The sequence below is a fragment of the uncultured Traorella sp. genome (assembly GCF_944327115.1).
In the GTDB taxonomy this organism is placed as follows: domain Bacteria; phylum Bacillota_I; class Bacilli_A; order Erysipelotrichales; family Erysipelotrichaceae; genus Traorella.
Window position 1 is genome coordinate 1 of the sequence record NZ_CALVGS010000100.1, and the last position, 26,613, is coordinate 26,613.

The window sequence follows — 26,613 nt, forward strand, 5'->3', positions numbered from 1 at the left end:
TGTCAAGTATTTTAACTTTCCAGCAAATAAATCTTGCCTATTGTTGGGGTTTGTGGTAAACTACTTACGTTAAGCAACGAGGTGATTTCTTTGAAGTGGACGAAAAGTGAATTACTCCAGGCTGAAAACAACACGATTGAGTTTGATGAAATGATTGAATTCAATGAAGCTGATTTGAAGAAGGTAAGCCACTTAAGGAAGTTAAAGGATGTTGAGGTATCAGGTGATATTCATTATGATGTTTCTACTGAACTGGCGATTGCCAATATTCATGTGAGAGGGATCATGGTGGTGCCCTGCAGCATTTCTTTGGAAGATGTGGAAGTGGAGTTTGATACATCTTCAAGTGAAGTTTATTCATTTGAAAAGAATCCTCAGGATGTGGATGTTCATGAAACAAAGAAAGATACCGTCGAGTTGTATCCGGCAATTTTCCAGCTGATTGTAATGGAGATTCCTTACAAGGTTGTAAAAGAAGGGGTCAAGTATCCCAAGGGAAAAGGCTGGGAGGTTGTAAGCGAGGAGGAATTCAATTCATCTAAAAAAGATGAAATCGATCCTCGGTTAGCAAAACTAAAGGATTTCAAGATAGAGGAATAGGTGAGGAGGTAGCAAGATGGCTGTTCAACAAAGACGTAACTCTAAAACTAGAAAAGCTAAACGTAGAACTCACTACAAGTTAGCGGCACCTACATTGGTAAAATGTCCTAACTGTGGAGCATTCAAGAGAACTCACAGAGTTTGTGGAGAGTGCGGTTACTACGATGGTGTAAAAGTTGCCTAAGAAGAGTCGATGACTCTTTTTTTATTTTGTGTAGTGTTGTATAATCACAAAGAGGTGTTTTATGAAACTGTTGCTGATCAAAGGAATTCATTTTCTGTTGTCGCTGATGGGAAGAGGGGGCTCTTTACCGGGGACGATTGCGTTGAAGATGGATGCAGATATATTAAAAAAATTTAAGATGCCTGAGAAGGTCATCATGGTTACGGGAACGAACGGGAAAACAACGACGAGCAATCTGATCGTGGAATCATTTGCTAAGGCAGGATATCGTGTCATTGGCAACCGTAAGGGTGATAATCTTAAAGAGGGTATTGTTACTTTGTTGTGTACCCATTCCTCTTTGCGATATGAGGTGCAGGCAGATGTCGTGGTGCTTGAAGTGGATGAACTGACGGTCATGCGTGTTTTCAAGGACCTTGGGGTCACAACTTTTGTTGTGAATAACTTTTTCCGCGATCAATTGGATCGTGCAGGAGAAATGGAAACGATCGTGCGACGTATTGAGTCTGTGTTAGATGATTATGAGGGACATTTGATTTTAAATGCTAATGACCCTAATGTCGTACGTCTGGCGGATCGTGCTAAAAAAGCAGATATTCATTATTATGGCGTAGGCAAAAATGCAGTATCATCAGAAACGAGCAATGAAGCCAGTGAGGGAAAATTCTGCCCACGCTGTGGACGGCCGTTGCATTATGATTATTATCAGTATTCACATATTGGTAAGTTTGCCTGTGAATGTGGGTTTGGTAAGAATGACATTGAATATTTTGTAGATGCGATTGATTATGAGAATGAAACCTTTACGATGAATCAGAAGACATATCATTCATTTCAAAATGCCATTTATGCGATTTATAACTGTGCGGCAGTTTTGTGCTGTATGGGTGTCAATGGTGTTTCTGATGAATGTGCGAATGAAGTCTTTAAAACTTTCACGATGCATAAAGGACGCAATGAATTGTTTGATTTAAATGGCAAGTGCCTGTTGAATCTGGTGAAAAATCCAACAGGTGCCAATGAAGTAATGAAGGCGATCATGAAAAATCATGAAGATAAAAATATCATGATCATTTTGAATGACCATGATCAGGATGGACGTGATGTTTCGTGGATCTGGGATGCTCACTTTGATCTTTTGATTGATGAGCATACGAAAAGAATTTTATGCAGTGGTACACGAGCCTATGATATTGCCTTGCGTATGAAATATGAAGGTTATGAGAATATTGAGGTCTATGAACATGTTGAGGATGGTATCATTCGATTGAAAGAATTGAAAGAAGATGCCTATGTGATCGCTACTTATACTGCCTTGCAGTCAACACGTTCAATCATAAGGAGGCATGCATCATGAATCTGAAAATATGCTGGATGTATCATGATCTGATGGATCTGTATGGTGATAAGGGGAATGTTCAAGTGCTGAAGATTCGTGCCCAGAAGCGTCATATTGAATGCATCGTAGATACATGCTCACTCAAAGAAGAGAAGGATCTAAGTAATTATGACTTATTGTTTATCGGTGGCGGTGCCGATAAGGAGCAAAGCCTTTTGGTAGAGGATCTGTTGAGTCGTAAAGAGAATATTCAAAAGGCCATGGATGAGGGAAGCTTTGTTCTTTTGATTTGTGGCGGTTATCAGTTGTTTGGCAAGTATTATTTGGATGGCGATGGCAATAAGATCGAAGGGCTTGGTTTTTTTGATTATTATACTGAAAGTGCTTCACGTGATGTCCGCTGTATTGGTAATATTGCAATCGAAGCAGATGTGGAAGGGGAGAAATTTAAGGCCGTGGGTTTTGAAAATCATGGCGGTCAGACGAAAAATGTTTCGACACCTTTCGGCAGGGTGCTTAGCGGTCAGGGAAATAGCTTTGGCTGTGGCTTTGAAGGCTTTTATAACGGGTCTGTCTTAGGTACTTATATGCATGGTCCTTTATTGCCTAAAAACCCTCAGATTGCTGATTTGATCCTTCGTAAAGCTTTGAAGAAGCGTTATGGCGATGTGAAGCTGGAACAGTTAGATGATACGCTGGAAAATAAAGCCAGAGAGGTAATGTTAACAAGGATTTTAAAAGCTTAATGATGAAAGATCGGGAGAAAAATCCGGTCTTTTTTTATGGCTTTTCATATCCAATTTTTACTTAAATTAACACAAAGCGTCTAGCAAGCGTGCTTGACGCTTTTTTAGAATGTATTTGTTTTTCTTTTAATTAATTTTATGAAAAAAAGACTATACAATTTCATGCATTTCTTTTATAATAGTGGTATAAAGTAGCGCAAAGTGGTAGAAAGTGGGTGATGATATGTTCATGGGTGAGTATTCTCACAACCTTGATGCGAAGGGAAGACTGATTATTCCGGCTCGTTTCCGCAGCGAACTGAAGGATGGACTGATTCTCACTCAGGGACTGGATGGATGCTTGACACTTTATACCAGTGAAGCATGGGAAAAGATTTATGCCCAGCTTCAGACTTTGCCGACTACGAAATCACAGGCCCGTGCGTTTGTCCGCATTCTGACAAGCAAGGCATGTGAGGTGGAGATTGATTCGCAGGGACGTATTTTGATTCCTGCCAATCTGATCAGACAGGCAAACATCAAAAAGGAATGTGTTGTGGTAGGTGCCGGCAGCAAGGTTGAAATTTGGGCCAAGGATGTTTGGGAAGAGTATATGTCAAACAGTGAGGAAAGCTTTGAGGAATTGGCTGAAAGCTTAACGGAATTTATGCTATGAAACATGTAAGTGTATTATTGGATGAATGTATTGAAGGCTTAAATATCAAAGTGGATGGCATCTATGTGGATGGTACGCTCGGAAGAGGCGGTCATTCCGCAGAAATCCTGAAACGAATTCCTAAAGGACAGCTGATCTGTTTTGATAAGGATGCAGCAGCCATTGAAGAGAGTCGTGAGCGATTATTGAAGATCGGAACGAATTTTACTCTGATACATAACGGCTTTAAGCATTTAAAAGAAGAACTTGAAAAGTTACACATTCAGGGCATTGATGGCTTGCTTCTTGACCTGGGTGTCAGCTCACCGCAGTTTGATGAGGCTGGGCGTGGTTTTTCCTATCGCTATGATGCGCCATTAGATATGAGGATGGACCAGAGCCAGTCACTGAGTGCCGCAACTGTGGTCAATGAGTATTCCTATGAAGAACTGTGCCGGGTATTTCTTCGCTATGGAGAAGATCCCTTTGCGAAACAGGTAGCCCGTAAGATCGAACAGCGACGTGCTGAAAAACCGATCAAAACAACATTTGAATTGGTCGATTGCATCAAAGCTGCTTATCCGGCAAAAGTGCTCAATAAAAAAGGACATCCGGCAAAAAAGATTTTTCAGGCGATTCGTATTGAAGTAAATGATGAGCTTCATGAGCTTGAAATCTGTTTGGAAGAGGCCTGTGAATGTTTACATACAGGCGGCCGGATTTGTGTGATCAGCTTTCATTCATTGGAAGATCGTATCGTGAAAGATACATTTCGGCGTAAAAGCAGTGCAGAGGATGTCGATAAGCGTATCCCATTAAAAGCAAGTGAAATCAAACAGGCTGATTTTCGTTGTATAAACCGTAAGCCGATTACGGCAAGTGAAGAGGAATTAGCGGTGAATAACCGTTCTCATTCCGCTAAATTAAGAATATTGGAAAGGGTGAAATAAGATGGCTAAGATCGTTAAGAAAAAAAGAAAGTTGAAAATGCAGAATCTTCTCAGTGTTGTTTTTGCTCTGAGCCTTTTAGCGTATCTTGGGTCAACCTTTGTCGTACGTTCCATGAATGTGTCTTTGAATTATGAACTGACACAGCTGAACAACGAGAATGAACAGAAACAAAAGGAATTAGATACATTGCGTCTTGAGGTAGCAAGATATACAGAAAGAGATTATCTGATGTCGATCTGTGCTGCCAGTGGTGTAGACTTAAATTATGATGCAAATCGTATTACATATATCGATGAAAAAGAATAGTGAGTGATTTGAATGAAAAAAAATATAACTAATATTAAAATAATCGTTATTTTTCTAGTATTAGTTTTAATTGGAGGCATTATATCATTTAATGTCTTTTTCACTACCATCAGCGGCGTTCATTTACGAAGCGGTATCAACGTGCTGGAAAAAAAGGCAGGTTCTCAGGAAAAGGTAGAAGTCATTCAGGCTAGAAGAGGAACGATTCGGGATCGTAACGGCAGTGCAATTGCACAGAACAGCGATACATATACGATCGTTGCAATTTTGGATAAAAATCGTCAAGGTAACTATGCTTATGTGGAAGATCGGCAGTTTACCGCTGAAGCATTGGCACCGATTTTAGGTATGGATGTGGATCAGATCCTAAATTATCTGAATCTTCAGGATAGTGGTCAATATCAGACATATTTGGGAGATAAGGGAAGAAATCTGACACAGGAGCAAAAGGATGCGATCGATGCTATCGTTTATACACCGGATCCAAATAAAAAGACAACGGGACTTCCGGGCATAGAATTTGAAAAGACGGTATCGAGGGTCTATACGCCCGGACGATTTGCTTCTACGTTATTAGGGTTTGCCAGCTATGATTCACAGAAGCAGCGTTTAGTAGGACAGGTAGGTATCGAGGCTTATCTGGATGATTATTTAAAGGGAACGGATGGCAAGGCTGTTTCACAGAAGGATGCCAATGGTTATTCACTTCCGGGAACGACTCGTATTACCGAAGTAGCGATCAACGGCAGCGATGTATATCTCACGATCGATAAAGATATTCAGGAAGCGCTTGAGGACTGTTTGCAGAAAACGATTGAGAATAATGATGCGGAAAATGCATGGGCGATCGTCATGGAGGTTGAAACCGGTAAGATACTGGCTTATGGCGGTTATCCTACCTATGATCTGAATTCACGTGAAGATCCGGTTTATACGGATATGCCGAGCATGTTTACTTTTGAACCGGGCTCGGTCATCAAGCCGTTTACTTATGCGATTGCCATGGAAGAAGGGGTCTATCGCGGTTCTGATACGGTAGAAACAGGACGCTTCTGTATTGGCTATAATGACGATTATACGGAAATCTATCGAAAGGAAGGGCCTTGTTCGCTGGAGGGCAATATCAATGACGGTTATCGTCCCGGATGGGGTACGATTACCTTTGATGAAGGTTTGGTGCGTTCTTCCAACACATGTATTGCGACTCTGTTGACAAGTTACCTGAAAACAGATGTATTCTGGGAATATTTGGATCGCCTGGGCTTTTTCAAGCAGACAGGTGTCGAAGGATTATCCATGTCTGAAGAAACGGGTATCAAAAATAATACCTATGCGATCGACCGTTTAAATTTTGGTTATGGACAGGGATCCAGTATTACGGCCTTACAGCTCGTACAGGCATATACGGCAATCTTTAATGACGGTTATGAGGTCAAGCCTTATTATATTGACAAAATCGTAGATGCGAATAACAATGTCGTTTATGAAGGTGACACCACTTATGTGCATACGGATGAAGAGGGCAATCCGCAGCGTATATTCTCTACTGAAACAACTCAGAAGGTCATGGAGCTGATGAAGCAGGTCATTCAGGATCCGGAAAAGGGAACCGGTTATTCTTACAATATCGAAGGACTTGATATGATCGGTAAGACAGGTACCGGAGAAATCGCTGTGAATGGTTCATATGGAAAATCTCTTTATACCTCAAACATCATGGCAGCAGCTCCTAGTGATGATCCAAAGATCATGGTTTACTATGGCTTCCAGTCTTCTCATGTAGGTGATTTTGATAAGAGTTTCTATCAGAATCTCTTTACTGTTGCGTATGAGGCAGCAGGTATCCGCTCTACTGAAACGACAAATACCGAAACCAATTATGATAACTGGCAGGAATATTCAATGCCGGCCTTAAAAAATCATACGATGGATTATGTCAATCAGAAGATTTCTGAAATGAATGTTCATCCGGTATATATCGGTGATGGTACGACGGTAACGGATCAGTATCCGAATGCCAATGATTCGGTAACGACAAATCAGAATGTATTCATCAAAACAAATTCAGTCAATATAAGCATGCCGAATATGATCAATTGGTCATATAAGGATGTGATGATCTATAAACAGATAAGCGGACTTAACATTATCTGTAATGGCAGCGGTACGGTTGTCAGTCAAAGCGTGACGGAGAATACGGCTGTTACTTCGGATACTGAAATTGTGATACAGCTTGAATGAATCCCATGGAATCCATGGGATTTTTTTCGAAATAAAATGGTTTTTCGTGGGATTTTTTGAGGGATTTGCTTTTATGCCTGTTTTTTGTGTATAATAATGTGGACTAAGGGAGGAGTAAGTATGAACCTTAAACGTTTTGGACTGATTCTTTCGCTTTTTTTATTGATTACTGCTTGTTCACAGCCACAGGATCAGGCATTGGATCTGGAAACATTAAATCAGCAACTTCCTTATTTAGCGGAAGATACCTTTGATATTTCGAATGTTCTTTCAAGTGTGGAATACGGAAAAGACAATATATTTGAAAATTTGACTGATGTCTATGATTATGAGTATGAAGAAGTGTTGGGAATTAACCCTGATAATGTTATTCAGGGAACGGTTCGTATTTCACCGACAAGTGCACAGATGTATATGGTGTTCAAGCCTGTCAGCGGGCGTGAGGAGGCCTTGAAGCAGGAACTGATGGATTATGTCAGCCACCGTATTTTAATTGCTGATAATGATGATGATAAAAAACTGCTTGAAAATGCACTGATCGAACAAAATGAAGATTTTACCGCACTGATCGTGTCAAATGATAATCAGGAAGTGCTTGATCGAATTAAAAATGCGAAAGCAACGCTTTTTGGTGTTTTGACACCTGCCGAGGATGCTGATCTGGAAACCTATGGTTTAAATCGAACGATCGTCAGTGCATATGCGATTCAAAAGCCGGTGCTGACAAGTGCTAGGACCTATCTGATTGTAAAGTCGGTTGAAGGACATGAGGATGAGGTTCGGGAAGCTTTAAATTCATATTTAAAGCGATTGGAAACGGACTATGCTTCGATGCCGCAGGAAGAAGAGCTGGTGAAGAATGCGATGGTAACAGAACTGGACGGATATCAGATCATTATCATCTCAAAAGATAATAAAAGAGTATTTGAAGCAATCAAGACCTATTTACAGTAGGTCTTTTTCTTTTTTTTATATCATAATATGAAGCATGCAAAGAGAAATGAACTTAAAAAGAATGCGTCTTGTACGAGTTGTCATTGGAGCTGTTTTCTTATTGATCTGTTTCAAGCTCATGTATGAACAGCTTTTTCATCATGCGACGATTTTAGAAAGAGCGGAGAATCTTTGGCAGCGTGATTTTAAGATATCCGGGAAAAGAGGCACGATTTATAGCAGTGATCAGAAGGTACTTGCCGTTAATATGCCCAGTACCAGCGTGATGGCAGTGCCTTTGATGATCAAGGATACCGCTCATACCGCAAAAGTGCTCAGTGAGATCTTAGAATGCGATGAAGCAGCTTTATTAGCAAAATTAGAGAAGCGGGTATCCACGCAAAAATTGCAGCCGGAAGGCAGGAATATCAGTGATGAACAGCGAAATAAGATCATGGAAGCTGATTTGGAAGGGATCATTCTCGTTCAGGATTCAAAGCGTTATTATCCGAACAAAGCCTATCTTTCACAGGTCATAGGTTTTTGTGGGATCGATCATCAGGGACTGAGCGGACTTGAATTGGAATATGATGAATATTTAAAAGCCGAAAGCGGTGATTTGAAAATATCCTTTGATGCCAAGGGGAATTTGTTGGCACTGGAAGAGGAGGTCGTTCATTATGGGTATGGAAATGATCTCATTTTAAGTATTGATTCCACGATCCAGTCGATCGTAGAGCGGGAAATGAATCTGATGATGCTGAAATACCAGCCGACAAGCGCTTTGGCCATTGCGATGGATCCTAATACCGGCGCTATTTTGGCGATGGTCAGCAAGCCTGATTTTGATCCGAATGAATATCAGAATTATGATATTGAAACCTTGAATCGGAATTTACCGATCTGGATGTCCTTTGAACCGGGTTCTACCTTTAAAAGCATTACTTTTGCCAGCGCACTTGAAGAAAAGTGCTTTGATATGTATAAAGATACGTATTATGACCGGGGTTATGAGATCGTAGAGGGGGCACGTATCAAATCGTGGAAGGCGGGCGGTCATGGCCAGCAGACATTTCTTGAGGTATTAGAAAACTCAAGCAATCCGGGCTTTGTGGAGATCAGCCGCCGTCTTGGAAAAGAGCGATTATATGAATATGTCATGAATTTTGGCTTTGGTAAGAAAACAGGGATTGATCTTCCGGGAGAAAGCAGCGGCATCATGTTTGATTATGATGTCATGGGACCCGTAGAAACAGCCACTGTTGCTTTTGGCCAGGGGATCAGTGCGACACCTTTACAGCTGGTACGGGCATTTAGTGCTGTCATCAACGGGGGTACGCTTTATAAGCCTTATATCGTTTCCTCCATCGCAAATCCTTTGACAGGTGAAATATTGTATGAGAAACAGCCAGAAAGCCAGGGAACGGTCATTTCTGAAGAAACGAGTGCTCTGATGCGGATTGCGTTAGAGAGTGTCGTAGCGAATGGCGGCGGTAAGAATTCCTATATCTATGGCTATAAGATCGGCGGTAAGACCGGTACGGCGCAAAAGGCTGTCAATGGTGCCTACTTAAGCAATGAATATGTACTTTCTTTTTTAAGTGCTGCTTCCATGGATGATCCGAAGATCGTCATTTATGTGGCCTGTGATTCCCCGCAGAATAATATCCAATATGGCGGTACGGTAGTAGCACCTGTCGTCAGAAATATGTATGAAGATATATTGCCTTATTTAGAAATAGAAAAAGCTGAAATGCAGATTCCTAAAAAAACGACGTGGCTGGATCCGAAAATGATCCAAGTGGAAGATTTTATCGGAATGTCCAAAGAAGATTGTATTCAAGAGGGATTGGAATTTGAAATCATTGGTGATGGCGATAAGGTCGTCGAACAATATCCCTCAGCCAGAACATATCTTCAGGAAAACGGAAAGGTGGTGTTAGTATGCCTCGACAGTTAAAAGAATGTCTGCAGGCCATTGGTCTGGATAGCGAAGAACAGCGGCTGATTTATAATGTCAGCCATGATTCAAGGGAATGTGATGAAAACAGTATTTATGCAGGTGACCGGTATCGAGAAGATGCTTTGGCAAGAAAGGCTTATGTGGTTGAGGAAAGATATCTGGGGGAGCTGCTGCGCTTTTTCTATGATGATCCCAGTGCCCATTATTTTGTCATCGGAGTTACAGGGACCAATGGCAAGACCAGCGTGACCCATTTTCTCAAGCAGATGCTGACGATGCTGGGGTATCGCTGTATTCGCTTGGGAACCCAAGTGAATGAATTTGAAGAAAAGCTGGTGGAAAGCGATAATACGACGATGAATGTGATGGATAATTTAAAAGTTTTTTTAAAATATCGTGATAAGATCGACTGTATCATCATGGAAGCCTCTTCACATGCCATTGAGGAAAATCGTTTGGCGTTTATCCGTTTTGATCGTATCATTTATACCAATATTACTCCTGAGCATCTTGATTATCATCTTACCTTTACGCATTATCAGTATTCGAAGTTTAAGCTGCGGTTTTATTTGAAGCAAAAAGGTAAGATATTGATTCACTATGATCAGTTGAATCTGCGGCGCATGCTTCAATTTGAAAGAGAAAGGGTCATACCTTATGGTATAAAAGGCCGTTTCCAGCTGAGAAAACAAGCCGGTTCATTGCATGAATGTCATTTTTCTGCCCAAGGAGTTGATTTTGTGGCATATCTGGCAGGTGAACATACGATCATGAATCTTGGTGCTGTCTTAGCATGTTTAAAAAGCATGGATATCGAGCTTGAACGCTGTGTTCCTCTGATATCACGATTAAGGCCGGTTGACGGACGGATGGAGATCTTTGAATTGGCCTTGCGCAGCATCGTGATCGATTATGCGCATACGCCGGATTCATTGGCAGCGGTATGCATGTTTTTAAAGAAGCATGCGGAAAAACGGCTGATCTGTGTGTTTGGGTGCGGGGGTGAAAGAGATCATAAAAAGCGGGCACCTATGGCTTTGATCGCTGCTTCTGTATGTGATGAGGTAATCGTTACGGAGGATAATAGCCGCAATGAGCCTTTCGAGGATATCGTGAAGGATATGAGGCTGGAGCGTTTTCATAATGTCACGGTCATTGAAAAAAGAGAAGAGGCGGTTCGTAAAGCATTTGTCTTATCAAAGTTCAATGATATAATATTGTTGGCGGGCAAAGGAAATGAACAATTTTTGATTGCCAAGGGAGTTAAAACTCCTTATAATGATAAGGCATGTATATGCCAGTGTGAAAGAGGTTGAATTTATGCAGATATTTATATTAGCTTTGGTCATAAGTCTTGTAGTGTCTTTGGGAATCTATCCTTTGGTGATTCCCTTTCTACATAAAATTAAATTCGGACAGAGCATCCGTCAGGATGGCCCGCAAAGCCATCTTAAAAAGAAAGGTACGCCGACCATGGGAGGCTTTGTCTTTGTGCTGGTACCGATAGCGGTGTTAGCTTTATTGATGCCGCAGGCACTTTTAAACACAAAGATACAGATCGTGATTATTTCTTATGTGGGTTACTCTCTGATCGGTTTTATTGATGATTTCCTGATCGGTGTGAAAAAGAATAATGACGGGTTATCGCCATCGGCAAAGTTTTTGATGCAGACTATTTTGGCTGTTATCATCTTCTTTATGTATCGCAATGTTTCTTCAACGGGAATTTTGATTCCGTTTACGCATCTTGAAATTAATTTGGGATGGTTCTATTTCGTGCTGATCTTGGTCATGTTTACGGCAGAAAGCAATGCCGTGAATCTGACGGATGGTCTGGATGGTTTAAGCAGCGGCTGTGTATTGATCGCACTGGCACCGTTTATCTTATTTTCGATCACTCAGGGGGAATATGGATTAGCGGTCTTCCTGATGGCAGTTTTCGGTAGCCTGCTGGCATATTTGAAGAACAACTTCTTTCCGGCTAAGATATTTATGGGTGATACCGGAAGCTTGGCTTTAGGAGGCTTGCTGGCTGCGGTAGCGATGGTTTTGAAGCAGGAGATCCTTCTGGTAGTCATCGGTGGTATCTTTGTGTTAGAAGTAGTAAGCGTGATCATTCAGGTGACTTCTTTTAAGCTGACAAGGAAAAGAGTTTTTAGAATGGCTCCTTTGCATCACCATTTTGAATTAGGCGGCATGAATGAAAAGCAGGTCGTGTTGATGTTTTGGTGCATTGAGGCTGTCTTTGCGTGTGTGGGTTATCTGATGGGGGTCCTGTGATATGAAAAAGGTATTAGTGATCGGAGCGGCTAAAAGCGGTATTGCGGCAGCCAGACTATTAAAGCGTCATGGCTATGAGGTCATCTTGACGGATCAAAGAGAAATCAAAGAAAAAAAAGAATTGGAAAAGACCGGAATAACTGTTTATGATCAGGGACATCCCGAAGAATTGAAAAATACGACGTATGAATTTGTCGTAAAAAATCCGGGAATTCGTTACAATGTGGATATCATTGATTATTTTGTCAGAAATCATATGAAGATCTATACGGAAATTGAGATTGCTTATCGCTATGCGAAAAAATTCCATTACGGTGCCGTAACGGGTACGAATGGCAAGACAACGATCACAAGCATGCTTTATGCCTGCCTGAAAATGAATCACAGGGCTTTGGCCGCCGGAAATATCGGTACGCCTTTAAGTGAGATCGTTTTGGAACATGAGGATGAAGAAAAAGATATTGCCCTTGAGTTAAGCAATTTCCAGCTTTTGGGAATTGAATGCTTTCGTCCTGAAGTGAGCGTTGTCTGTAATCTGGCTCCGGATCATCTGGATTATATGCCGACGCTGGAATCTTATTATGCATCTAAGATGCGTATTGCCATGAATCAAAAAGAAGATGACTGGTTTTTACGGAATGTGGATGATGAAACCGTGATGCATTATGCAAAGGATATTCAATGTGAGATCATTGATTTTTCATTGAAGCGCCGGGATGTGGATCTCTATGTATCAAATGGGGAAGCTTTTTTGAGAGGAAAGCATCTGTTTTATGTGAAAGATCTTAAGGTCGTAGGTGAGCATAACGTCAGCAATGCCATGATTGCGGCGGCCATGGCCATCAAGATGGGGGTTTCTTATGAGGATGTCGAAAAGGCCTTAAAAGAATTTAAAGGAATCGAACATCGTATTGAATATATCGGTGAAAAAGACGGTATTTCTTTCTATAATGATTCGAAGGCGACCAATACACAGGCTGCCTGCATTGCTTTGGCGTCTTTTGAAAAGAATATCCTGCTGCTTGCGGGAGGCAAGGATAAGGGCATCAGTTTTGATGAGATGCATGATTATGATGATCGGGTGAAGCATGCGTTTACCTTTGGCCAGACCAGGGAAAAGCTTGCTCGTGAATTTAGTCATTCAACGGTGTGTGAAACGATGCAGGAGGCACTTGAAAAGGCCTTTGAAACGGCACAAGCGGGTGATGTGATCCTGCTTTCGCCTGCTTGCAGCAGCTATGATCAGTTTGATAATTATGAACAGCGTGGGGATTTATTCCGTAATGCCTGTTTAAGGATCATTCATGCGTAGGGTCTTTCGCCTGATCTCAGGCTCGCTCATCATGGGCAGCGGTATTGCGATTGCCATGAAGGGAGGCTTTGGAGTTGATCCGATGGCTCTTTTCTGGGAAGGTATTCATCTTCAAAGCGGAATGAGCTATGGGATGGCGAATCTTGTGGTAAGTGCAGTCATCATCCTGATGCTTTTATTTATTGATCGGACGCAGCTGGGAATCGGTACGCTTGTCAATTCTGTATTGGTTTCTTTGTCAATGGACCTGTTAAGTTCATTGTTACTGTTTGAAAGTGATGTCTTTTTTATCCGTTTCTTGTTGCTGATGACAGGACTGGTGCTTTTGGCGGGAGGTATCGTTTACTATGGCAGTGCTGATTTTGGCAGGGGTGCCTTTGATGGTCTTGTGTTTGGGATCGTCAATAAGACTTCGTATTCAATAAGGCTCGTGCGCTCGTCCATTGATCTGCTGCTTGTGATCATGGGAATCGCGTTAGGGGCTTCTTTGAATCTCGGTCCGGTGGTCAGCGTGCTTTCATTGGGTTTTCTGATGCAGATTTTTCATACGCTGCTGCGACAAATTGATGAAAAATAGGTTTGAGTGTTGAGAAACATGGCTTTTTCTAGTATAATAAAAAAGGTTAGAATAAGTCAGGAGAACAATTATGTATAAAAGAGTCTTATTGAAGCTAAGCGGAGAAGCCCTCTCTTCCAAAGGGCATGCGTTCGATCCGCAGGTGCTGCGCAAGCTGGCGCAGGAAATTAAAGAGGTACATGATACGGGAATAGAGCTGGCGATCGTTGTCGGTGGCGGTAACTTTATTCGCGGCAAGGTGTGCGAGGAAATGGGACTGGAAAGAACACAGGCTGATAATATGGGAATGCTGGCTACGGTCATCAATGCGTTAGCCGTTCAGAATGCCTTGGAACAGATCGGTGTTCCGACAAGAGTCCAGACAGCCATTTCGATGAATAAGGTGGCAGAGCCTTATATATTGAGAAAGTGCCTGCGTCATCTTGAAAAGGGAAGGGTCGTCATATTCGGTGCCGGTACGGGAAATCCTTATTTCTCAACGGATACGACAGCGGCCTTAAGAGCCAGTGAGATCAAGGCTGATGTCATTTTGATGGCTAAAAACGGTGTGGATGGTGTTTACAGCGCCGATCCGAAAGTGGTAAGCGATGCGGTCAAATATGAGAAGCTGACCTATCTGGAGCTGATCAACAAGAATCTTCATGTGATGGATGTTACAGCGACAAGCATGTGTATGGATAATAATGTCGATTTGATCGTATTCAATATGAATAAAGAAGGAAATATATTAAAAGCAGTGAAAGGAGAAGTTGATGGAACGACCATCAGCAAGTGAGAGTATGCAACAGACATTAGATCAGGCAAGAGAAAAAATGAACAAGGCAATTGATACCTTACAGAGTCATTTGGCTCAGATTCGTACAGGACGTGCCAATCCTAACATTCTGGAAAGAGTGGAGGTTGAATATTACGGAAGTCCGACTCCGTTGAATCAGATGGCTTCCATCAGCGTCGTTGAAGGTCGTCAGCTGGTGATAAAACCTTATGATAAGACGATCTTAAAAGATGTCGAAAAGGCGATCAATGCCGCTAATATCGGTCTTACACCGATGAATGACGGTGATGTGATTCGTCTGAACGTTCCTCAGCTGACAGAGGAAACGCGTCGTGAGCTCAGCAAAGATGCCGGCAAGGTAGGCGAGGATGCCAAGGTGGCGATCCGTAATATCCGCCGTGAAGCCAATGACAGCATCAAGAAGAATAAAGAGCTGACAGAGGATGAAGTTAAACGCGCGAATGAGAAGGTACAGAAGCTGACCGATGAATTCACCAAGAAGGTGGATGAAATCGTTGCTGAAAAATCAAAAGAAATCATGTCAATTTAAAAATACCCACACCATGTGGGTTTTGCTTTAAGGAGGAAAGGCCATGTCACTTGAATATCCTGAACATATTGCTATTATCATGGATGGTAATGGGCGATGGGCCAAGGCTCAGCATAAACCGCGTACTGCCGGTCATTTGGCGGGCAGCGAAAATGTGCGTCGCATTGCTTTGCATGCTAACAGAAATCATGTCAAAAGCTTGACGCTTTATGCTTTTTCAACTGAAAATTGGGCACGCCCGGAGGAAGAAAAGAATTATCTTTTTAAACTGCCGGCGATGTTTTTCAAAAAATATATCGAAGAATTGAAAAGAGAAAATATTCGTGTTACCTATATTGGTGAAATCGAGCGTTTTCCGAAAAATACGGCACGCATCATATTGGATGCTGTCGAACAGACAGCCGGGAATACGGGGCTGAATCTTTGTCTGGCCGTGAATTACGGAGGACGCAGGGAAATCGTACTGGCTGCCCGAAAAGCAGCTGAAAAGCTTCAAAATAAGGAAATATCTGAAATTGATGAAGATACCCTTGCTGCCTGTCTGATGAGTGAAACAAGTGATGTTGATCTTTTGATCAGAACAAGCGGTGAAATCAGGGTGAGCAATTTTTTGTTATGGCAGATTGCCTATGCGGAAATGATCTTTGTTCCATGTGCTTGGCCGGATTTTGATGAAAATCAGTTTGATGCATGCATCGAGGAATTTCATCATCGCAATCGTCGTTTTGGAGGTTTGAAATGAAAACTCGTATATTGACCATGATCGCCATATTGGCCGTCGTCATTCCTTGTCTGATATTTGGCGGTATCTATATGGAAGGACTCATTTTATTTATCGTGGCCGGCGGTACTTATGAATTTTCAAAACTGGCGGATGATCGTCTTCCTTTGTCATTTGTCATGATACTGATCTTATTGGAGTGGATCGGTCTGTATATCCCATCCAGGCTTGTATTTGCCTATGTGGGTGTCATTGATCTTTTTCTGTTGGCCCTGCCTGTATGGCATGTGCGTTTTACACCTAAGGACTCCTTCATCTGCATGAGCTTTATTTCCTTTTTTATTCTTGTGGGAAATGCTGTGCAGGAGATTTATGCACTGGGGCCACGTTATATGACACTGATCATCGTGGCTACTTACAGCTGTGATTCATTTGCTTATTTATGTGGGCGTTTTTTCGGAAAACATAAGCTGAATGAGCGAATCTCACCTAAGAAAACGATTGAGGGAAGCGTTGGCGGATGGGTGTTCGGATTTTTATTTTCCTTGTTATTTTGGAAATTATTCATGTATGAGAAAGAATTCTTGCTTGTGCTTCTGGCAGGAATCTTCTGTCCGATTTTTGGACAGATCGGCGATCTTGCCTTTTCTGCGATCAAGCGTTGTTACAACATCAAGGATTTTGGAAATCTTCTGCCGGGACATGGCGGTATTTTAGATCGGGTAGATTCCTTGCTGTTTAATCTGGTTTGTTTTTATTTTCTGATGATGGTGGTACTATGAAAAAAATAATTTTGTTGGGTGCCAGTGGCTCTATTGGGACCCAGACGCTGGATGTGATCGGGCATCATCCCGATCACTATGAGCTGATTGCCTTCAGTGTAGGCAAAAGAATTGAAGCAGTGCATAAGATACTGGCAAAATGGCCGGTAAAATATGTCTGTGTCGGCAGCTATGAAGATCAGAAGCTGCTTGAAAAGCAGTATCCACAGGTGCATTTCACAAGTGGTGATGAAGGCCTTTTGGAGCTTGTAAGCTTAGAGGAAGGTGACTGGGTGGTCAATGCCTTGGTGGGGTTTGTCGGATTAAGACCTACCTTATGCGCGATCGAACATCATAAAAATATTGCTTTGGCCAATAAGGAAACCCTGGTCGTCGGCGGAAGATTTGTCCGCGAGTCGATCGAGAAATATCAGGTGCAGCTCACACCGATCGACAGTGAGCATTCTGCTATTTTTCAATGTCTTCAGGGAGTGCGGCGCAGTGATGTCGACAGGCTGATCATTACTGCCAGCGGCGGAAGCTTCCGCGATAAAAAACGTGATGAATTAGCAAACGTAACCGTAAAAGAAGCTCTTTCGCATCCAAACTGGCAGATGGGAGCTAAGATTACGATCGATAGCGCAACCTTGATGAATAAAGGCTTTGAGGTCATTGAAGCTCATTATTTGTTTGATATGGATTATGATCATATTGATGTTCTGATTCATCGTGAAAGTATCATCCATTCTTTGATACAGACAAGGGATACGGCACTTTTGGCACAGATGGGAACGGCAGATATGCGTTTGCCGATACAATATGCGCTCAGTTATCCGAATCGTGATGAACTGGTCAACGGAGAAGTTTGTGATCTGAGTGCCATCCATGCCCTTCATTTTGAAAAAGTGGATGTCGAACGTTTTCCTTTATTAAAAACAGCTTATGATTGCGGAAGAAAAGAGGGCAATGCCTGTGCTGTTTTAAATGCAGCCAATGAGGTAGCTGTTGGTGCCTTTTTAGAAGGAAGGATCGCATTTTTGGATATAGAGAAGCTGATCATGAAAGCCTTAGAAAATATTGAATATAAGAGTGATGCATCTTTAGAAGATATTTATAAAACAGATACTTATACAAGAGCTTATGTAAATGATTTACTGAAAGGTGGATTTTAATGGATATACTTATATCGTTTATCGTTTTTGTGGTCGTCTTGTCGATCATTATCATCATTCATGAATTGGGACATTTGATTGCGGCGAAAAAATTCGGTGTTTATTGTTCTGAATTTTCGATCGGTATGGGACCTGCCATTTATCAATATAAAAAATCAGAAACGACGATCTCAATTCGTGCTTTACCGCTGGGAGGCTATGTGCAGATGGCAGGTGAAGAAGGCAGTGATATTGAGGGAATACCTTTTGAGAGAACGATCAATGGCATCAAGACGTGGAAACAGGTCGTGGTCATGGCTGCGGGAGCAACGCTGAATATTTTATTGGCTTTTGCGATCTTTATTGGTGTTGTCATGGCTCGTGGCTATGTGAGTGCCCCTTCTGATCCGGTCGTCGGTTCAGTCGTAGAAAATTCACCGGCAGCAACGGTAGGTATGATGGAAGGCGATCGTATCGTAAAGATGGTGCTTCCGGATGGTGAAGAAATAATTCCGGAAACCTTTGATGATCTGGTTAACGGGATGAGCAATTACACAGGCGGCAGCGTGATATATACGATCGAACGCGGCTCAGAAACGATCAATTTTGTCGTGGAACCGCAATATGATGAAACGTTGCAGCGTTATCTGGTCGGTTTTAATTCACAGCCAAAGGTAAGAGCCATTGCCTGGTATGAATCCTTTTATTACGGAGCTGAAATGCTGTTTGAGATGATGGGTCAGATCATCCAGGCCTTTGGCAATTTGATCCGCGGTGTAGGACTGCAGGATGTCAGTGGTCCGATCGGTATCTATCAGGCGACCAGTCAGGTTGCTTCAGAAGGGCTGAATGCCTTGATCTTGTGGGTAGGCCTGCTTTCATTGAATATCGGTATCTTTAATTTATTTCCGATTCCGATACTTGATGGTGGAAGGATCATTATCGTTATCATTGAAAAGCTCATCGGGCGACGCATATCTGAAAAGATACAGACAGCGATCATGTTGGCTGGTTTGGCATTGATCGTCCTGCTGATGGTATTTGCGACTGCCAATGATATCGGACGATTGTTTTAAGGACATATTTTTGTCCTTTTTTTTGTGCTATAATAAAAAAGTGAGGTGGTAGTATGCTGATTGCCAGTCGGGCACAGATGAAAAAGATCGATGAGGTCTTGCTTGAAAATCATATGATTGAGGAGCTGGTGGATAAAGCCGCAGCATGTGTATTGGAAGAAATTTCAGATGAAGATCATATTTGTATCGTATGCGGAAAAGGCAATAACGGTGCCGATGGCTATGCCTTGGCATTAAAGCTTTCAAAGATGAATAAGAAGGTAGGGGTCATTGCCTGCAAGCATGATCATTTAAGTCAGGCATGTAATTATTATCATCAGCAGTGCCTTGAGAAAGGGCTGCTGGCAGAGGAAGAAGAAATGTATCGCAGCAAGCTGATCATTGATGCGATTTTTGGTTTTGGCTGTCATTCAAATCCATCAGGGACAGAAGGTGACATGATACAGAAAATGAATGCTTCTTCAATACCCATCATTTCTGTCGATGTGCCAAGCGGGATGGAGAGTGACAGCGGAACGTGCTTTGAAAACTGCATCCAAGCAACTAAAACTATTACTTTTTTTGCCTTTAAACTGGGATTTTTTCATCCGGATGCGAAAAGACATACCGGTGAAGTCATCATCAAACGGTTACAGGTTGAAGATTTTTCAGATAAAATTCAGCTTTGTGAAAGTCTTGATACGATTACTTTTAAAAAGAAAAGCTATGACGGGCATAAATATACTTACGGAAGAAGCTTTCTGATTTGTGGCAGCAATAAATATCAGGGGGCTGCCTTGCTTAGCACCAAGGCATCTGTTTATACCGGCTGTGGTCTTACCTGTCTTTGTTCTGAACCCAGTGTGCTGAGCGCTGCTTCATTGGCTGTTCCCGAAGCCATTCATGCGACCTTTGATCAGCTTTCGTTGATGGAAGGCTATCAGGCAGCCCTGATCGGCTGTGGTTTGGATGGCGGGGAAGAATTATTAAAATATGTACTTCAGCATACCATGATGCCGCTTGTTATTGATGCCGGTGCTTTAAACGTTCTTGCTTCACATCTGGACTGGCTGGATGGCAGACGTCCTATCATATTAACGCCCCATCTGGGTGAATTTCAACGACTTTGTCCAAATATGGAAGATCCTACGATGAGTGCCATTGAATTTGCGCAGAAGTACCGGGTCATCGTCGTTTTGAAAGGTCCGCGTACCCTAATTACAGATGGTCATCATAGCTATCGCTGCATGAGCGGCAATGGTGCTATGGCAAGCGGAGGAAGCGGTGATGTGCTTTCAGGCATCATCGTCAGTCTTTTGGCCCAAGGATATGATCCGTTGCAAAGTGCCTGTAAGGGTGTTTATCTGCATGGTGCGATCGGGGATTTATGTGCACAAAAGATGCATACGGTGTTGCCATCAAAGATCATCGAAGAAATCCCTTTGATGATGAAGAAATTTGAGAATGTGTAAAATTATGGTTTTTGATGTATTTATATAAAATTGTGCTATAATAAAAACGTTTTGAATAGAGGTAGAAATTATGAGTAAAAGTAAATCCAAAAAACCGCAGAAAAATACTCTTGAAATTATTTTTTCCGCTGTTTTCTTACTTATAAGCATTATCTTTCTGATACTGCTGTATCTTATGGACAAGCTTCCTTTCATGTATTATGCAGTGATTGCGATCGTTGTACTTATCATTGTTTTGATATTTATCAGCCTGCAGATGTCCGGAAAAATTCATAAGACGAATAAGACCCTAGGGAAGATCATCATGACCATTCTCAGCGGCATCATGATCTTTGGAAGCGTATATATCTACAAAACAAATTCAGCAATTAAAAGTATTGTTGCCAGCAATACCGATAAAATTGAGATCAGCGTCATTGTCATGAATGACAGCCCGATTGAATCGATCGAAGATCTTTCACAGACGATAGGAAATATCAATGTAGGCGATTATAGCTATATTGAAAAAGCATTGGATGAAATCAGAGAAGTAAATTCATCCTTTAACATTCAGGACTATGTTTCCTTTGATCGTTTTGCTGATGCTTTATATAATGGAGATGTGGAAGCGATTATTCTTAATGAAGCTTTCAGAAGTCAATTTGATGAGAATCATCCTGATTTCTCAACAGAAACCAGAGTTATCAAAAGCTATGTCTATGAAGAGGAACAAAAAGATATTTCATTGAATGTTGATGTGACCTCTGAACCATTTACGGTTTATATTACAGGTATCGATCAGAGCGGCAGTATTTCTACGGTAGGCCGAAGTGATGTCAATAAGGTCATGACCGTCAATCCAACGACACATCAGATCTTTATCGTTGATATTCCCAGAGATTATTATATTCCGCAGGTATGTCAGGCGAATCAGTTAGACAAGTTGACACATACGGGAATCTTCGGTGTCGACTGTACGGTCGAATCGGTGTCAAATTATATGGGCATTGATATTAACTATTATATACGTATTAATTTTTCATCACTGGAAAAGATCGTTGATGCCTTAGGCGGCATCGAAGTGAATAGTGAATATGCTTTCAGTGCCGGCGGTTATACGTTTAACCAGGGCATCAATTATCTCAATGGAGCACAGGCCTTAGCTTTCTCTAGAGAGCGTTATTCTTTCGGTGGCGGTGATAATGTTCGTATTGCCAACCAGACAAGGGTATTGATCGGTATGATCGATAAAGTGACATCACCTGCTATCATTACAAATTATCTTTCGTTTTTGGATGCCATCAGTGGTACCTTCCAGACAAATATGAGTGAAGACGAAATCAATGCATTGATCAAGATGCAGCTCAATGACATGCGTGGCTGGACGATTACTTCAGATGCTTTAAGCGGTACGGGAGGAACGGACTGGACACCTGCCAATGGTTTCAATGCCTATGTCATGTATCCGGACGGAACTTCTCTTGAAAGAGTATTAGGAGAAATCAGGGCCGTCAAAGAGGGAAGCAGTGAATAAAGACTCTCGATGAGGGTCTTTTCTCTTGAAAAAACGGCTGGATTTGTTAGAATAGAAATTATGAAAAATCTAATCGAGTTTTTACGTAATCTCTCAGTGGTGCTTGTTATAGCTTTTGTGACGGTAGCTGCAGCTTCGCTGATACCTGTTGAAAAGGCAAAAGGCAGCGATACCTTTTTATATGCCCTAAGTGCAGATCTTTCCCATATCCATAGCCAATATGCCTTGTTAGAGGAGATGGAAAGCGGAAAGATATTAGCCTCAAAAAATATGCAGGATGCGATTTATCCGGCCTCTATGACAAAGATGATGACTGCCATCGTCATCATTGAACATGTAGAAGATCTTAATGAAAAAATCATCATACCTGAAGATATCTATCCATATTTATATGAACAGGATGCTTCGGTTGCCGGTTTTCAGGCTTATGATGAAGTGCCGATCATCGATCTTCTCTATGGGATCCTTCTTCCTTCAGGAGCCGAATGTTCGATCACCTTGGCTAATTATATAGCCGGAAGTGAAGAAGCTTTTGCACAGCTGATGAATGAAAAAGCACAGGAATTGAATATGAATCATACGCATTTTGTAAATTCAACAGGACTTCATGATGATGCACAGATGACAACCCTGGAAGATTTAGCTTATCTTGTGCGATATGCCTTAAAAAATGAAACATTCAAACAAATATTTACTTCCTCTGAATATCTTTCGCAGCCAACGCAAAGTCATCCTCAGGGACTTTTCATGAGAAGCACCATAAATCGTATCATAATCGAAAAAGAGAATCGTGTAGATTTTTTAGGTGGCAAGACAGGTTATACCGGAGAAGCCGGACAATGCATGGCCAGCTTTGCTGAGGTGGATGGTAATGAGTATCTGTTGATCACAGCCAAAGCGGATGGGGCTGCGGTATCCATGCCATATCATATGATAGATGCCGAAAGCATTTATGAGCAGATCGGTATTTATAAGGCTTATTATGAAGATATGCATGTTGATGAGAAACCTGTTTCTTCTTTACATGAAAAATAACGACGCAATGTCGTTATTTTTATTATTTATTGAATAGCAGCATCCAAGCACAAACGATCAAAAGAGCTAACAGCAGTAATAAACATAGCTTAGCCGGAAGGTTTCCGAATTTATGTGCGATCTTTCCTATAAGATGCTGATCGCTCAATTGCTGATAATCTTTCTTCATAGCGTAATAAACAAAAGCAATGATTGCCAAAACACCTAAAACTGCTCCAAAGATCTGTTTGCTGACAAACGTTGAAAAAAGACCTAAAATACCTTTCATTGAATCCTCCTTTATGTAACCTTATTTGCGAATAAGATTGCTTACATAGGGACGTTTTCCCGAAAGAATTTCATCGTAGAAATTTTGTTTCCAATCGATGTAAGCCACGCTTTCTTCTAATTCCTGAATTGCGATACGTAAGGCTTCCTGCTTTTTCGCAAGCATTTCTTTACGTTTTGGAATCGTAGGTTCACCTTCAAGGCAAAGCTGCAGATATTCTTTCATTTCCTGTATGCTCATACCGCATTTTTTTAGACATACAAGATCTTTGATCCATTTGATATCCTGTTCATCAAAGATCCGGCGGTTATTTTCATCGCGTTTGACATTGGGAACAAGGCCGCAATTACAATAATATTTGAGTGCCTGATAGGTCATATTGGTTTTTTTACAAGTCTGCATCATCGTGTACATGTTATCTACCTCCAAAAAAAATTAAATTTTTTTTCAAAAAACACTTGACCGATAGTAACAACCGGTAATTATAATCGATTGTAGTTATCGATAGTACCTATCGGATTATAGCACGAAGATAACTGTCAGACAAGGAAAAAAGAAAGGAGATTGACATGTTATTTTATTTTACAGGTACGGGAAACAGTTTATATGTTGCGAAAAAGATCGAAGAAGCACCTATCAGCATTCCACAGATCATGCGACAGGATTCACTCGAATTTAGTGATGAAAGCATTGGTATCGTAGCACCAATCTATGGACATGAAGTACCGCCGATGGTGAAAGATTTTATGAAGTCAGCTGTCTTTCATACCGATTATTTCTATATGATCTTAACTTATGGTAATCGGCATGGAGGAGCGGCTGAGCTGGCAAAACAGCTATGTGATGAATGTGGCATCAAAGTAGATTACATTCATATGGTATTGATGGTCGACAACTGGCTGCCAAGCTTTGATATGAGCGAACAAAAGAAGCTCGATAAAAAAGTAGATGAACAACTGGCAGTGCTCTTACATGATCTTAAGATTCACAAACGAGAAATTTCACCGGTAAATGATCAAGATCGTGCAGCCCATCAGCAGTTTCTGGAAAATCAAAAGAAGGTACCTGAAGAAGTGTGGCAGCATTTTATTCAGATCAAGGACAACTGTATCGGCTGTGGTATCTGTGAAAAGGTATGTCCATCTTCATCCATTCATGTAATTGATGGAAAAGCGGTTTATCATTTTAATCATTGCCAGACTTGTCTGGCATGTGCGCATGCCTGTCCGCAAAAAGCAATCGGACTGTCCATTCCGGAGAAAAATCCGCAAGAGCGTTATCGTAATGAGCATATTTCGTTACAGGAAATCATTCAATCAAATTCACAAGTCAATCGTTAAGGAGGAATCACGATGAATACATTTACATTTACTTATCCAACAAAGGTTTATTTTGGTGAGAAGGTTGCCGCTGAGGCTTTAAAAGGAGAATTATCAAAGGTCGGAAAGACAGTCATGCTGGCATATGGCGGCGGGTCGATCATGAAAAATGGCATTTATGATGAAATCAAAATACTTTTGACAGACGCAAATAAAGAGGTCGTGGAATTATCAGGCATCATGCCGAATCCGACATATACCAAAGTTCAGGAAGGAGCACGGCTGGTTCGTGAACATCAGGTTGATTTTATTTTAGCGGTAGGCGGCGGATCTGTCATTGACTGTTGTAAAGTGGTATCGGCTCAGGCAAAAGTGGAGGAAGATATCTGGGAAATGGAATATGTATCCGGTAAATTTCCAACACAGGGCATTCCTATGGGCGCTGTGGTAACAGCTTCCGGTACGGGTGCTGAAATGAACAGCGGTGCTGTTATTACTTATGAAGAGAAGATGTGGAAAGGACCGATCGTTGGTACTGCTGTTTCATTTGCGATCCTTGATCCGGCATATACGGCTTCAGTTCCATCCATGCAGGTGCTTTCAGGAGCCTTTGATACATTGAGCCATGCCATGGAAACCTATTTAGGAAATTCAGATGCAGACAATGTATCCGATGATGTAGCCTTGGCTATCATGCGCAATACGGTTATCAATATGCGCCGCCTTTTGGTGGATATCAATGATATGCAGGCTCGTGGTAATCTGATGTGGGATTCTGCCATGGCAGAAAACGGTATTCTAAAAGTAGGACGTCTTACAGATTTTCAAGCGCATCAGATCGAACATCAGCTCGGTGCCTATACAGATTGTAACCATGGACAAGGCTTAGCTGTCATTCATCCGGTTTACTATCGCCATATCTTAAAAGATGCGCAAGAGAAATTTACCCGTTTTGCGAGAGAGGTATTTGGAAAAGAAAGTGCTGAAGAAGGACTGGATGCCTTAAGTGATTTCATCAAAGAATGTCATTTGCCAACAAAGCTTGGTGAATTAAGATCCAAAGTAGAAATTACACCGGAAATTCTTCGCAAGGTAGCAGACAGCTGTAATATCATCAAATGCAATCCGCGTGAACTGAGTCGTGATGAAGTTTATGGGATCCTATTGGAGTGCATGTAGAAAATATTATAAAAAGTTTTACTTAGATTAGAAATGAGTGGGCTGATAGAAAGGAGCTGTCATGAAAAAACTTAATGGATTATTACTTACTGCTTTTATGTTATTTGCACTTGCTGCATGTGGCAGCCAGGGCAATCAAGATACACCGGTCAATGATGAACCGGCTGTGCAACAGCCTGCAGCTTCAGTGGGAGATAGCAATGTATTGATCGTTTATTTTTCAGTAATGGAAGATGATGGTGTTGATACTGTTGGCGGTGCCAGCCGTGTTGCGGTTAATGGTGAATTAATGGGAAATAATGAATATATTGCGGCATTGATCCAACAGGAAACAGGTGGTGATCTCTTCCGTATTGAAACGCAGCAGGAATATCCGACAACGCATAAACCTTTATTAGAATTTGCACATCAAGAAGGAAATGAAAATGCCCGTCCGGCATTAGCCACTGAACTTGCTGATCTTGAGAATTATGATACGATTTTCTTAGGATATCCGATCTGGAATGCAGATTTACCAATGTCTGTATATACATTTTTAGAAAGCTATGATTTTAGTGGTAAGACAATCGTGCCATTTACGGTACACGGCGGCAGCGGGTTTGCAGGAACGATCCAGGTGATCGCCAGCCTTGAACCAAATGCAACGGTTGTGGAAGACGGACTCTCCATTTCACGAAATAATGTCAGTGATGTCCAAAGTGATGTAACTGCTTGGGTGGAGGGGTTGAATCGCTGATTATTTTGGTCC

The 26,613-nt window shown here is 41.6% G+C and carries 28 protein-coding genes; 26 read left to right on the top strand and 2 right to left on the bottom strand.

The window, feature by feature from the left end:
• Positions 1–81 precede the first annotated feature (81 nt).
• The 23 genes from Q0K35_RS08765 to Q0K35_RS08875 all read left to right on the top strand — a co-directional run bounded on the left by Q0K35_RS08765 (position 82) and on the right by Q0K35_RS08875 (position 23,099).
• Positions 82–600 carry a DUF177 domain-containing protein gene (locus Q0K35_RS08765; protein ID WP_294562383.1) on the top strand — a complete coding sequence of 173 codons (519 nt, stop codon included), beginning with the start codon at positions 82–84 and terminating at the stop codon, positions 598–600.
• A gap of 16 nt (positions 601–616) precedes the next feature.
• Complete coding sequence (gene rpmF / locus Q0K35_RS08770; protein WP_071442421.1) at positions 617–784, top strand: 50S ribosomal protein L32; 168 nt, start codon at positions 617–619, stop codon at positions 782–784.
• Positions 785–845: 61 nt separating this feature from the next.
• Positions 846–2,141: a Mur ligase family protein gene (locus tag Q0K35_RS08775; protein ID WP_294562323.1), complete on the top strand. Its 1,296-nt coding sequence runs from the start codon at positions 846–848 to the stop codon at positions 2,139–2,141.
• A complete protein-coding gene (locus Q0K35_RS08780) occupies positions 2,138–2,869 on the top strand; it encodes a glutamine amidotransferase (RefSeq protein WP_294562324.1) in 732 nt (243 codons plus the stop codon). The genes Q0K35_RS08775 and Q0K35_RS08780 overlap by 4 nt, the downstream gene beginning before the upstream one ends.
• Positions 2,870–3,092: 223 nt before the next feature.
• The gene (gene mraZ / locus Q0K35_RS08785; protein ID WP_294562384.1) at positions 3,093–3,524 is read left to right on the top strand and encodes a division/cell wall cluster transcriptional repressor MraZ; all 432 of its coding nucleotides are present in this window, start codon (positions 3,093–3,095) and stop codon (positions 3,522–3,524) included.
• Complete coding sequence (gene rsmH, locus Q0K35_RS08790) at positions 3,521–4,453, top strand: 16S rRNA (cytosine(1402)-N(4))-methyltransferase RsmH (RefSeq protein ID WP_294562326.1); 933 nt, start codon at positions 3,521–3,523, stop codon at positions 4,451–4,453. Before mraZ ends, rsmH begins: the two co-directional genes overlap by 4 nt.
• 1 nt (position 4,454) lies before the next feature.
• Positions 4,455–4,760 carry a hypothetical protein gene (locus Q0K35_RS08795; RefSeq protein WP_294562327.1) on the top strand — a complete coding sequence of 102 codons (306 nt, stop codon included), beginning with the start codon at positions 4,455–4,457 and terminating at the stop codon, positions 4,758–4,760.
• A gap of 12 nt (positions 4,761–4,772) precedes the next feature.
• Positions 4,773–7,001, top strand: a complete 2,229-nt coding sequence (locus Q0K35_RS08800; RefSeq protein ID WP_294562330.1) for a penicillin-binding protein — start codon at positions 4,773–4,775, stop codon at positions 6,999–7,001.
• Between the two features lie 120 nt (positions 7,002–7,121).
• Positions 7,122–7,955, top strand: coding sequence for a DUF4358 domain-containing protein (locus tag Q0K35_RS08805; protein WP_294562331.1), 834 nt, complete (start codon positions 7,122–7,124; stop codon positions 7,953–7,955).
• Between the two features lie 46 nt (positions 7,956–8,001).
• Positions 8,002–9,894 carry a penicillin-binding transpeptidase domain-containing protein gene (locus tag Q0K35_RS08810; protein ID WP_294562332.1) on the top strand — a complete coding sequence of 631 codons (1,893 nt, stop codon included), beginning with the start codon at positions 8,002–8,004 and terminating at the stop codon, positions 9,892–9,894.
• The gene (locus Q0K35_RS08815) at positions 9,879–11,213 is read left to right on the top strand and encodes a UDP-N-acetylmuramoyl-L-alanyl-D-glutamate--2,6-diaminopimelate ligase (protein ID WP_294562333.1); all 1,335 of its coding nucleotides are present in this window, start codon (positions 9,879–9,881) and stop codon (positions 11,211–11,213) included. The genes Q0K35_RS08810 and Q0K35_RS08815 overlap by 16 nt, the downstream gene beginning before the upstream one ends.
• 4 nt (positions 11,214–11,217) lie before the next feature.
• Positions 11,218–12,177 (top strand): phospho-N-acetylmuramoyl-pentapeptide-transferase, encoded by a 960-nt coding sequence (gene mraY / locus Q0K35_RS08820; protein ID WP_294562334.1) that lies wholly within the window; start codon positions 11,218–11,220, stop codon positions 12,175–12,177.
• Position 12,178: 1 nt separating this feature from the next.
• Positions 12,179–13,489: a UDP-N-acetylmuramoyl-L-alanine--D-glutamate ligase gene (murD, locus tag Q0K35_RS08825; protein WP_294562337.1), complete on the top strand. Its 1,311-nt coding sequence runs from the start codon at positions 12,179–12,181 to the stop codon at positions 13,487–13,489.
• Positions 13,482–14,066, top strand: coding sequence for a hypothetical protein (locus tag Q0K35_RS08830; protein ID WP_294562339.1), 585 nt, complete (start codon positions 13,482–13,484; stop codon positions 14,064–14,066). Before murD ends, Q0K35_RS08830 begins: the two co-directional genes overlap by 8 nt.
• A gap of 70 nt (positions 14,067–14,136) precedes the next feature.
• Positions 14,137–14,841 carry a UMP kinase gene (gene pyrH / locus Q0K35_RS08835; RefSeq protein ID WP_294562340.1) on the top strand — a complete coding sequence of 235 codons (705 nt, stop codon included), beginning with the start codon at positions 14,137–14,139 and terminating at the stop codon, positions 14,839–14,841.
• On the top strand, positions 14,819–15,391 hold the full coding sequence (gene frr / locus Q0K35_RS08840) for a ribosome recycling factor (protein ID WP_294562342.1): 573 nt from the start codon (positions 14,819–14,821) through the stop codon (positions 15,389–15,391). The genes pyrH and frr overlap by 23 nt, the downstream gene beginning before the upstream one ends.
• Positions 15,392–15,434: 43 nt before the next feature.
• Complete coding sequence (locus Q0K35_RS08845) at positions 15,435–16,133, top strand: isoprenyl transferase (RefSeq protein WP_294562344.1); 699 nt, start codon at positions 15,435–15,437, stop codon at positions 16,131–16,133.
• Positions 16,130–16,894 carry a phosphatidate cytidylyltransferase gene (locus tag Q0K35_RS08850; RefSeq protein WP_294562345.1) on the top strand — a complete coding sequence of 255 codons (765 nt, stop codon included), beginning with the start codon at positions 16,130–16,132 and terminating at the stop codon, positions 16,892–16,894. Before Q0K35_RS08845 ends, Q0K35_RS08850 begins: the two co-directional genes overlap by 4 nt.
• Positions 16,891–18,045 (top strand): 1-deoxy-D-xylulose-5-phosphate reductoisomerase, encoded by a 1,155-nt coding sequence (gene dxr / locus Q0K35_RS08855; RefSeq protein ID WP_294562347.1) that lies wholly within the window; start codon positions 16,891–16,893, stop codon positions 18,043–18,045. The genes Q0K35_RS08850 and dxr overlap by 4 nt, the downstream gene beginning before the upstream one ends.
• Positions 18,045–19,100 carry an RIP metalloprotease RseP gene (gene rseP / locus Q0K35_RS08860; protein WP_294562348.1) on the top strand — a complete coding sequence of 352 codons (1,056 nt, stop codon included), beginning with the start codon at positions 18,045–18,047 and terminating at the stop codon, positions 19,098–19,100. Before dxr ends, rseP begins: the two co-directional genes overlap by 1 nt.
• 53 nt (positions 19,101–19,153) lie before the next feature.
• Complete coding sequence (locus Q0K35_RS08865) at positions 19,154–20,551, top strand: NAD(P)H-hydrate dehydratase (protein ID WP_294562351.1); 1,398 nt, start codon at positions 19,154–19,156, stop codon at positions 20,549–20,551.
• Positions 20,552–20,621: 70 nt separating this feature from the next.
• Positions 20,622–22,064, top strand: coding sequence for an LCP family protein (locus Q0K35_RS08870; RefSeq protein WP_294562352.1), 1,443 nt, complete (start codon positions 20,622–20,624; stop codon positions 22,062–22,064).
• Positions 22,065–22,124: 60 nt separating this feature from the next.
• Positions 22,125–23,099: a D-alanyl-D-alanine carboxypeptidase gene (locus Q0K35_RS08875; RefSeq protein ID WP_294562355.1), complete on the top strand. Its 975-nt coding sequence runs from the start codon at positions 22,125–22,127 to the stop codon at positions 23,097–23,099.
• Between the two features lie 22 nt (positions 23,100–23,121).
• Here Q0K35_RS08875 and Q0K35_RS08880 read toward each other — a convergent pair whose 3' ends face one another.
• Entirely contained in the window at positions 23,122–23,367 is a 246-nt protein-coding gene (locus Q0K35_RS08880) for a hypothetical protein (protein ID WP_294562356.1), read from the bottom strand.
• 21 nt (positions 23,368–23,388) lie between these two features.
• Entirely contained in the window at positions 23,389–23,781 is a 393-nt protein-coding gene (locus Q0K35_RS08885) for a MerR family transcriptional regulator (protein WP_294562357.1), read from the bottom strand.
• Between the two features lie 155 nt (positions 23,782–23,936).
• On the opposite strand from Q0K35_RS08885, the gene Q0K35_RS08890 reads away from it, so the two are divergent.
• From Q0K35_RS08890 to Q0K35_RS08900, 3 genes are all read left to right on the top strand, one after another.
• On the top strand, positions 23,937–24,707 hold the full coding sequence (locus Q0K35_RS08890; RefSeq protein WP_294562358.1) for an EFR1 family ferrodoxin: 771 nt from the start codon (positions 23,937–23,939) through the stop codon (positions 24,705–24,707).
• A 12-nt stretch (positions 24,708–24,719) separates the two neighbouring features.
• A complete protein-coding gene (locus Q0K35_RS08895; RefSeq protein ID WP_294562359.1) occupies positions 24,720–25,865 on the top strand; it encodes an iron-containing alcohol dehydrogenase in 1,146 nt (381 codons plus the stop codon).
• 61 nt (positions 25,866–25,926) lie between these two features.
• The gene (locus Q0K35_RS08900; protein WP_294562360.1) at positions 25,927–26,601 is read left to right on the top strand and encodes a flavodoxin; all 675 of its coding nucleotides are present in this window, start codon (positions 25,927–25,929) and stop codon (positions 26,599–26,601) included.
• Positions 26,602–26,613: the final 12 nt, after the last annotated feature.

Excerpts from the sequence above, each read along its gene's own strand:
- Q0K35_RS08830 (WP_294562339.1), top strand. The coding sequence starts at position 13,482 with ATGCGTAGGGTCTTTCGCCTGATCTCAGGCTCGCTCATCATGGGCAGC.
- Q0K35_RS08880 (WP_294562356.1), bottom strand. The coding sequence starts at position 23,367 with ATGAAAGGTATTTTAGGTCTTTTTTCAACGTTTGTCAGCAAACAGATC.
- Q0K35_RS08890 (WP_294562358.1), top strand. The coding sequence starts at position 23,937 with ATGTTATTTTATTTTACAGGTACGGGAAACAGTTTATATGTTGCGAAA.
- Q0K35_RS08815 (WP_294562333.1), top strand. The coding sequence starts at position 9,879 with ATGCCTCGACAGTTAAAAGAATGTCTGCAGGCCATTGGTCTGGATAGC.
- Q0K35_RS08885 (WP_294562357.1), bottom strand. The coding sequence starts at position 23,781 with ATGTACACGATGATGCAGACTTGTAAAAAAACCAATATGACCTATCAG.
- Q0K35_RS08865 (WP_294562351.1), top strand. The coding sequence starts at position 19,154 with ATGCTGATTGCCAGTCGGGCACAGATGAAAAAGATCGATGAGGTCTTG.
- pyrH (WP_294562340.1), top strand. The coding sequence starts at position 14,137 with ATGTATAAAAGAGTCTTATTGAAGCTAAGCGGAGAAGCCCTCTCTTCC.
- Q0K35_RS08805 (WP_294562331.1), top strand. The coding sequence starts at position 7,122 with ATGAACCTTAAACGTTTTGGACTGATTCTTTCGCTTTTTTTATTGATT.
- rpmF (WP_071442421.1), top strand. The coding sequence starts at position 617 with ATGGCTGTTCAACAAAGACGTAACTCTAAAACTAGAAAAGCTAAACGT.
- Q0K35_RS08900 (WP_294562360.1), top strand. The coding sequence starts at position 25,927 with ATGAAAAAACTTAATGGATTATTACTTACTGCTTTTATGTTATTTGCA.
- Q0K35_RS08775 (WP_294562323.1), top strand. The coding sequence starts at position 846 with ATGAAACTGTTGCTGATCAAAGGAATTCATTTTCTGTTGTCGCTGATG.
- Q0K35_RS08895 (WP_294562359.1), top strand. The coding sequence starts at position 24,720 with ATGAATACATTTACATTTACTTATCCAACAAAGGTTTATTTTGGTGAG.
- rsmH (WP_294562326.1), top strand. The coding sequence starts at position 3,521 with ATGAAACATGTAAGTGTATTATTGGATGAATGTATTGAAGGCTTAAAT.
- Q0K35_RS08870 (WP_294562352.1), top strand. The coding sequence starts at position 20,622 with ATGAGTAAAAGTAAATCCAAAAAACCGCAGAAAAATACTCTTGAAATT.
- rseP (WP_294562348.1), top strand. The coding sequence starts at position 18,045 with ATGGATATACTTATATCGTTTATCGTTTTTGTGGTCGTCTTGTCGATC.
- dxr (WP_294562347.1), top strand. The coding sequence starts at position 16,891 with ATGAAAAAAATAATTTTGTTGGGTGCCAGTGGCTCTATTGGGACCCAG.
- Q0K35_RS08845 (WP_294562344.1), top strand. The coding sequence starts at position 15,435 with ATGTCACTTGAATATCCTGAACATATTGCTATTATCATGGATGGTAAT.
- Q0K35_RS08875 (WP_294562355.1), top strand. The coding sequence starts at position 22,125 with ATGAAAAATCTAATCGAGTTTTTACGTAATCTCTCAGTGGTGCTTGTT.
- Q0K35_RS08810 (WP_294562332.1), top strand. The coding sequence starts at position 8,002 with ATGAACTTAAAAAGAATGCGTCTTGTACGAGTTGTCATTGGAGCTGTT.
- mraZ (WP_294562384.1), top strand. The coding sequence starts at position 3,093 with ATGTTCATGGGTGAGTATTCTCACAACCTTGATGCGAAGGGAAGACTG.
- Q0K35_RS08800 (WP_294562330.1), top strand. The coding sequence starts at position 4,773 with ATGAAAAAAAATATAACTAATATTAAAATAATCGTTATTTTTCTAGTA.
- Q0K35_RS08795 (WP_294562327.1), top strand. The coding sequence starts at position 4,455 with ATGGCTAAGATCGTTAAGAAAAAAAGAAAGTTGAAAATGCAGAATCTT.
- murD (WP_294562337.1), top strand. The coding sequence starts at position 12,179 with ATGAAAAAGGTATTAGTGATCGGAGCGGCTAAAAGCGGTATTGCGGCA.
- mraY (WP_294562334.1), top strand. The coding sequence starts at position 11,218 with ATGCAGATATTTATATTAGCTTTGGTCATAAGTCTTGTAGTGTCTTTG.
- Q0K35_RS08850 (WP_294562345.1), top strand. The coding sequence starts at position 16,130 with ATGAAAACTCGTATATTGACCATGATCGCCATATTGGCCGTCGTCATT.
- Q0K35_RS08780 (WP_294562324.1), top strand. The coding sequence starts at position 2,138 with ATGAATCTGAAAATATGCTGGATGTATCATGATCTGATGGATCTGTAT.
- frr (WP_294562342.1), top strand. The coding sequence starts at position 14,819 with ATGGAACGACCATCAGCAAGTGAGAGTATGCAACAGACATTAGATCAG.